1 protein-coding gene is annotated in these 1,237 nt (G+C 54.9%); it reads left to right on the top strand.

Going from position 1 to position 1,237, the window contains the following annotated elements:
* Nucleotides 1–246: 246 nt before the first annotated feature.
* Nucleotides 247–1,218 (top strand): IS110 family transposase, encoded by a 972-nt coding sequence (locus tag ACIPIN_RS28945; protein WP_401124930.1) that lies wholly within the window; start codon nucleotides 247–249, stop codon nucleotides 1,216–1,218.
* Nucleotides 1,219–1,237: the final 19 nt, after the last annotated feature.

The raw sequence follows: 1,237 nt of genomic DNA, 5'->3' as shown, positions 1-1,237 counted from the left end.
GCAGCTCCTTGTATCTCGACTATCGCTCCGTCAGGAGCGATAGTTCTCGACTGATCATCGAGGGAGGGACCTGGAAGCCGCGCAGCTCCTTAGGCTTTTTGCCTGCAACGTAGATCGTGCTCCAACCCTCCACACTCACTCGTATAGTTCGAACGGTATCTTGGGCCCGTCTCTGGCGAGAGCCCGCATTTGCAAGGTTGGACAGAGTGCAGTGATGATCGCATGGATCTAATTGGGGAGACGGTCATGTCCAGTTTCGTCGGCGTCGATGTCGCTAAAAACACCTTTGATATTGCTACTCATCTGCCAAACGGCAAGCACAAAACCAAAGCCAAACTGGCTAACGACTCCAAGGGCTTCAAAGAGTTTGAGGCTTGGCTGCTGAAGCAGGTCGAGCCTTCTGCCCTGATCGTGATGGAAGCCACCAGCGTCTATCACCTGGAGCTTGCCGAGTTCGTCTACAACAAGGGTTATCGGGTCTGCGTGGTGAATCCGGCCACGACCAACTCGTACGCAAAAAGCGAATTGCGTCGAGTCAAAACCGATAAAAGCGACGCCAAGCTGATTGCCGACTTCGCCAAAGAAAAACATGAAAAGCTGCAGCCCTGGGCACCGGAGCCTCTGAAGTTTCGTCAGTTGAAAGCCCTGGTTCGTCGTTTGGATGACCTGCAGGAAATGCAGCAAATGGAGCTCAATCGTCTGGATGTATCCGACGAAAGCGTCAAAGACTCGATCCAATCGGTGCTGCGCCACATCGAAAAAGAGATTGCTGAAACCCACAAGGCGATCAAAAAACACATTGATGACGACCCGGACATGCGCCAAATGCGTGACTTGATCGTGACCATCGACGGTATCGGCGAGAGAACGCTTGAGCGGCTGTTGGCTGAGCTGGGCGACCTGCGCAAGTACGACAACCCTCGTAAACTTGTCGCTGCTGCCGGGCTGAACCCGAAGCTCCAGGACTCGGGAACCCTCAAGGGGCGCACCCTGATCTCGAAGATCGGCTCAGTGCGCTTGCGCGCAGGCCTCTACATGCCAGGCCTGGTAGCGTTGCGGCATAACGAGGCGATCATTGCCATGAAAGATCGCCTGAAGGCTAACGGAAAGGCCCCCAAGCAGATCATCTGTGCCGCCATGCGTAAGCTGTTGCACTTCGTTTACGGCGTGCTCAAGTCGGGTCAACCCTTTGACCCGAAACTTGCGCTTGCCCGGTGAGGCTCAAGACGGTATCTAC

The organism is Pseudomonas sp. NPDC087697 (genome assembly GCF_044743155.1).
In the GTDB taxonomy this organism is placed as follows: Bacteria; Pseudomonadota; Gammaproteobacteria; order Pseudomonadales; family Pseudomonadaceae; genus Aquipseudomonas.
Note: the sequence above shows the minus strand (reverse complement) of the source record. Positions and strands in the feature narration are given on the sequence as shown.

Excerpts from the sequence above, each read along its gene's own strand:
- ACIPIN_RS28945 (WP_401124930.1), top strand. The coding sequence starts at position 247 with ATGTCCAGTTTCGTCGGCGTCGATGTCGCTAAAAACACCTTTGATATT.